Source organism: Streptosporangium nondiastaticum (assembly GCF_003011965.1).
In the GTDB taxonomy this organism is placed as follows: domain Bacteria; phylum Actinomycetota; class Actinomycetes; order Streptomycetales; family Streptomycetaceae; genus Streptomyces; species Streptomyces nondiastaticus.
The window spans coordinates 1-4,984 of record NZ_PXWG01000243.1; the positions used below are offsets into that span (position 1 = coordinate 1).

The following is a 4,984-nucleotide window of genomic DNA, read 5'->3' on the forward strand; positions in this document are numbered from 1 at the left end:
AGGGGCGCCATCGCGGCCCGGCCGCCGCCGCGCCGAAGCCATCCGCGGCGGTGCCGAAGCCATCCGCGGCGCGCGGCCCGCGTCCCACGCCCCTGCCACGGCCGGGCGCGGCGCCGCGTTCGTGAAGCCCTGCCCAAAGGGGAGACTGGTGCTATGCGACTCTTCGCCGCTGTCGTGCCCCCGGAGACGCCCGTCGCCGAGCTGGCCGGGGCCACGGCCGCCCTGCGCGAGCTGCCCGGAGCGGACCTGCTGCGCTGGACCGAGCCGGCCGGCTGGCACTTCACGCTCGCCTTCCTCGGCGAGGTCGATCCGGCCCTGCTGCCGGAGCTGACCGAGCGGCTGGGCCGCGCCGCCCACCGGCACCCGCCGCACGAACTGCGGTTCGCCGGGGGCGGGCGGTTCGGGGACCGGGTGCTGTGGGTCGGCGCGGACGGCGAGCGGACGATCCTGCGCGACCTGGCCCGCTCGGCCGCGGCCGGAGCGCGCCGGGCGGGCGCGGCCGTCGACACCACGCACGACTTCCACCCGCACCTGACCCTGGCCCGCGCCACGGGCCCGGTGCACCTCCGCCCGTACGCCGAGAGCCTCGCCGGCTTCAGCGGCACGCCCTGGACCGTGCGGCGGCTGGAGCTCATGCGCAGCCGGCTCCCGGGCGGCGGCGTCCCCGGCGAGCGCCCGCGCTACGAGACGGTGGCGGCGTGGGAGCTGGGCGGGTAGGCGGCCAGCCGCCCGGAACCGGCCCGCGCACGGCCGGGCCCTCCCACGTACGACCAGGCCTCCCGTACGGCCGGGCCCCCGCATACGGCCGGACCCTCCCGCGTACGCCCGGAACCAGCCCGCGGGCAGGGCGGCGCGCCCCCTCCGGTTACGCTCGATGCGTGGATCCGAAGACCAGAAACCGCATCATGACCGCCGCGCTCGCCGCGATCCTCGTCGTCGTCGCCGTGGTGGCCGCGGTGAAGTGACCCCGAGGCGAAGTGACCCCGAGGCCGTGAGCCGGCTTCCGCTCGTGCGGGCTCAACCCCCGGGTCACCCTTGCCTTGGGCGCTCCCGAGGGCGTTGGCTAGGGCGCCATGGAGTACACGCAGCTCGGACGCACAGGCCTCAAGGTCAGCCGGCTCGTCCTCGGCACCATGAACTTCGGTCCGCAGACCGACGAGGCCGGCAGCCACGCCATCATGGACGCCGCGCTCGACGCGGGCATCAATTTCTTCGACACCGCCAACGTCTACGGCTGGGGTGACGACAAGGGCCGGACCGAGGAGATCATCGGGACCTGGTTCGCCAAGGGCGGCGGCCGCCGCGACAAGGTCGTCGTCGCCACCAAGGTCTTCGGCAACATGGGCCCGGACGGCGCGGACTGGCCGAACCACGACCGCCTGTCCGCCGTGAACATCCGCCGCGCCGTCGACGCGAGCCTCAAGCGGCTGCAGACCGACTACATCGACCTCTACCAGTTCCACCACGTCGACCGGGCGACCCCCTGGGACGAGATCTGGCAAGCGATCGACGTCCTCGTCCAGCAGGGCAAGATCGTCTACGCGGGCTCCTCCAACCACGCCGGCTGGCACATCGCCCAGGCCAACGAGGCCGCCCGGCGGCGCGGTTCGCTCGGGCTCGTCAGCGAGCAGTGCCTGTACAACCTGGCCGAGCGGCGCGCCGAGATGGAGGTCATCCCGGCCGCCGAGGGCTACGGCCTCGGCGTCATCCCCTGGTCGCCGCTGCACGGCGGCCTGCTCGGCGGCGTCATCCGCAAGGAACGGGAGGGCGGCAGCGCCCGGGCGGCGTCCGGCCGGTCGGCGGACGCGCTCGCGAACACCAAGGTCCGCGAGCAGGTGCAGGCCTACGAGAACCTGCTCGACAAGCGCGGCCTGCAGCCGGGCGAAGTGGCCCTCGCCTGGCTGCTCACCCGGCCCGGGGTGACGGGACCGATCGTCGGCCCGCGCACGGCCGACCAGCTCGCGTCGGCGCTGCGGGCCGTGGAGCTGGAGCTTTCGGCGGAGCTTCTCGGCCAGCTGGACGAGATCTTCCCCGGGTCGGGGCCCTCGCCGGAGGCGTTCGCTTGGTGAGGGCCTGAGCGAGCACGTTGTGCGCCTCCGCTCGTACGTCCGTACGGGCGGAGGCGTGTGCGCGGGTGCGGGCCGTTCGTGGCTGGGCGCGCAGTTCCCCGCGCCCCTTATGGGGCGCGGTACGCCCCGCCCACGTCCCAAGCCTGGTGCATCGCGTCCGCGAAGGCGGCGGCGAGGCGGTGTTCGCCGGAGGCGTTGGGGTGCGTGCCGTCGTACGTGTCGCGGTCTATGTCCCAGCCGTCCGGGCGGGACGCGAGGAGCAGCGGCGAGCCGGGGGTGCCGAGGTCGGCGACGGTCTTGCCGAGGAGCTCGTTGAAGCGCTCGCACTCGGCGGCGAACGGCGGGTCGTTGAGGGCGCGGACGTTCCGGATGACGGGCATCAGCACGGCCCGTACGTGCGGATCGGCCTCGCGCGCCTCGGCGACGAAGCGGCGCACGTTCTCGGCCGTCTGCTCGGCGTTGGTGTAGAAGCCGAGGTCGATGAGGCCGAGGGAGACGAGCAGGGTGTCGGCGCGGCCGGCCCGGACCGCGTCCCCGACGAGGGGGGCCATGTGCAGCCAGCCCTCGCCCCAGCCGGCGAGGTGCGCGCGGGCGCGCTCGGGGAAGTCCGGTGCGCCGTAGGCGTACGAGACGGGTGCGCCGGCGGCCGGATCGTACAGCTCGCGGCGCGGGCCGACGATCTTGTACGGGCCGCCGTACGTCGCGTTGAGGTGCTGCCACATGCGGTAGCGCCATGTGAGGTCACCGGCGCTACCGATGGTCATCGAGTCGCCGACGAACATGATCCGCATGTGCACATCATCGCGGATGGCGGTGCGGGAGGGGCGCAGGAGGGTCGGGCAAGGGGCCTGCGCGCCGCTCTGAATTCCCGTTCCGCTTTTACCGGGGAGTGTGAACGGAGTATTTCGCCGGGTGCGGTCATGAAATGCGGAAATGCGGTCGGCGGGATGGTCGGGAAAAGCGGAGGCTCCGCCCCGCCGGCGTTCCGGCGGGGCGGAGTCATCACCTCATTCGGGCCGCGGAGCGACCGCGGTCGGTCAGGGGCTGTCCGTGTGGCCGAAGCTGACGATCCCGCCGTGACCGGAGCAGTCGCCTCTGAAGATCCAGTAGCCCGTGCCGACCCAGGCGCCGTACAGCACCGTGCCGTCGGAACAGCGGGTCCACGACTGCGACTGGCCGTAGTCGACGCGGCAGTTGGCCGTCCACACGGTCCCGTTGTTGCGGTAGCTGTCGCAGGACGAGACGTGCGGGGCCGGTGCGGCCGAGGCGGCCGTGGCCCCCACCAGGCTGGTGCCGGCAGCCATGATCGAACCCACGGCTGCATAGGCGAGGCGGCGCTTGATGCGCTTCATTGCTTTCCCTCCCTGGAGCTGGTTGCCGTTCGGGCGAAAACCTATACGGGTCAACCGCGTACGACAGTGCGGGAATTCGCCAATGCGTTCTTTTCTGTGGACGGTTTTCGGCCGTGCGGTTGGCGAATACTTTTCGCGTTCGCCGTGTCGTCCGGACCGCGGTGCAGTTCAGCGAGGCGCACGGGATAGGGGGAGTGTCGAGTTCCGGGCGGGTGGGGCGGGGCGGCGGTGCGCGCACCCGTGGCACCTGCCCGGATGGCACGCTTGGGGCCATGCGTCCACGCCCGTTCCCCGCCGCACGTGCCGCCCTCGCAGCCGCCGCGCTGGTCGCGCTGGCCGCACCGGCCGTGCTGCCCGCCGCCCCGGCCCTGGCCGACGGCGGCGCCGCGCAGCCGGCCGCCGGTGCCTCCCCCTCCGCCTCCGCTCCGTCCGCCGCGGGCTTCACCATCGAGGACCCCCGGATCAAGGAGTCCAGCGGCCTCGCGGCCAGCCGCACCCACCCCGGCGTGTACTGGACGCACAACGACAGCGGCGACGGCCCGTACGTCTACGCCGTCGACAGCAGCACCGGCCGCACGGTCGCCACCGTCACCCTCGCCGGGATCGAACCGCGCGACGTCGAGGCCATCTCCATCGGGCCCGACGGCGACATCTACCTCGGTGACATCGGCGACAACTTCGGCGGCCGCTGGCCGGAGGTGTGGATCTACCGTTTCCCCGAGCCGAAGACCCTCAAGGACACCACCCTCACCCCCACCCGCTACACCGTCCGCTACGACGACGGCCCGCGCGACGCCGAGTCGCTGATGGTGCATCCGAAGACCGGGCGCGTGTACATCGTCAGCAAGAAGCGGTCGGAGAAGGGCGCCCTGTACGAGGCGCCCGAGCGGCTCTCCGCGTCCGGCGTCAACGTCTTCCGGCGGACCGCCGACATCAACCTGTGGGCCACGGACGGCGCGTTCTCGCCCGACGGCACGCGGCTCGTCGTCCGCGGCTACTTCGACGCCCGCGAGTACCGCTGGAAGGACGGCCGCCCCCAGGAGATCGGCAGCCCGGCCGTACCGCTGCAGCGGCAGGGCGAGTCGGTCACCTTCACGGCGGACGGCCGGACCCTGATGTACGGCTCGGAGGGCAAGCGCAGCACGGTGCAGCCGGTCACCCTGGAGGGCGACCTGCTGCCGGACTCGGTGCCCAAGCGGGCGGACGACGCGAAGAACGGTGACGGCGGCTCCCGGGCGTCCTCCGGCAGCGGCACGGGCGACGGCAACCGCACCCTGTTCATCGGCGCGGGCGCCCTCGCGGTGGCCGCGGGCGCGGCGGTGGGGCTGCGGCGGGTGCTCCGGCGCCGAGGCTGATCGGCGGGCGCCCGGCACTCATGCCTCCGCCGCGGCGGTGACCAGCCACGACGGCGGATTCCGGCGGTGCCGTACCGGGGGTCGGCCCAGGGCGCGGCGGCCGAGCCCGGACCGGCACCGTCGCCGGCCGCCGCCGGCCGCCGCCGGGCGTCTCGCCGTTGCGGCGGGGGGGGATTCTGTCTGCGGCAGGGATTGCGGATGCGCCGGG

5 protein-coding genes are annotated in these 4,984 nt (G+C 73.7%); 3 read left to right on the plus strand and 2 right to left on the minus strand.

Going from position 1 to position 4,984, the window contains the following annotated elements; genetic code table 11:
• The first annotated feature begins 153 nt into the window (after nt 1-153).
• Together thpR and B7P34_RS35010 are read left to right on the plus strand one after the other, a co-directional pair.
• The gene (gene thpR / locus B7P34_RS35005) at nt 154-717 is read left to right on the plus strand and encodes an RNA 2',3'-cyclic phosphodiesterase (protein ID WP_106682169.1); all 564 of its coding nucleotides are present in this window, start codon (nt 154-156) and stop codon (nt 715-717) included.
• Nucleotides 718-1,073: 356 nt separating this feature from the next.
• Nucleotides 1,074-2,069: an aldo/keto reductase gene (locus tag B7P34_RS35010; RefSeq protein WP_106682170.1), complete on the plus strand. Its 996-nt coding sequence runs from the start codon at nt 1,074-1,076 to the stop codon at nt 2,067-2,069.
• Nucleotides 2,070-2,176: 107 nt separating this feature from the next.
• Here the strand turns inward: B7P34_RS35010 and B7P34_RS35015 are convergent, their stop codons facing one another.
• Both B7P34_RS35015 and B7P34_RS35020 read right to left on the minus strand, forming a co-directional pair.
• The gene (locus tag B7P34_RS35015) at nt 2,177-2,860 is read right to left on the minus strand and encodes a GDSL-type esterase/lipase family protein (protein ID WP_106682171.1); all 684 of its coding nucleotides are present in this window, start codon (nt 2,858-2,860) and stop codon (nt 2,177-2,179) included.
• Nucleotides 2,861-3,106: 246 nt separating this feature from the next.
• Nucleotides 3,107-3,421 carry a hypothetical protein gene (locus B7P34_RS35020; RefSeq protein ID WP_223268565.1) on the minus strand — a complete coding sequence of 105 codons (315 nt, stop codon included), beginning with the start codon at nt 3,419-3,421 and terminating at the stop codon, nt 3,107-3,109.
• 272 nt (nt 3,422-3,693) lie between these two features.
• Here B7P34_RS35020 and B7P34_RS35025 point away from each other — a divergent pair, with 272 nt between their 5' ends.
• Nucleotides 3,694-4,776, plus strand: coding sequence for a hypothetical protein (locus B7P34_RS35025; protein WP_106682172.1), 1,083 nt, complete (start codon nt 3,694-3,696; stop codon nt 4,774-4,776).
• Nucleotides 4,777-4,984 lie beyond the last annotated feature (208 nt).

Bases quoted from the DNA above. Each gene is read 5' to 3' on its own strand.
- B7P34_RS35020 (WP_223268565.1), bottom strand. From the start codon at position 3,421: ATGAAGCGCATCAAGCGCCGCCTCGCCTATGCAGCCGTGGGTTCGATC.
- B7P34_RS35015 (WP_106682171.1), bottom strand. From the start codon at position 2,860: ATGCGGATCATGTTCGTCGGCGACTCGATGACCATCGGTAGCGCCGGT.
- B7P34_RS35025 (WP_106682172.1), top strand. From the start codon at position 3,694: ATGCGTCCACGCCCGTTCCCCGCCGCACGTGCCGCCCTCGCAGCCGCC.
- B7P34_RS35010 (WP_106682170.1), top strand. From the start codon at position 1,074: ATGGAGTACACGCAGCTCGGACGCACAGGCCTCAAGGTCAGCCGGCTC.
- thpR (WP_106682169.1), top strand. From the start codon at position 154: ATGCGACTCTTCGCCGCTGTCGTGCCCCCGGAGACGCCCGTCGCCGAG.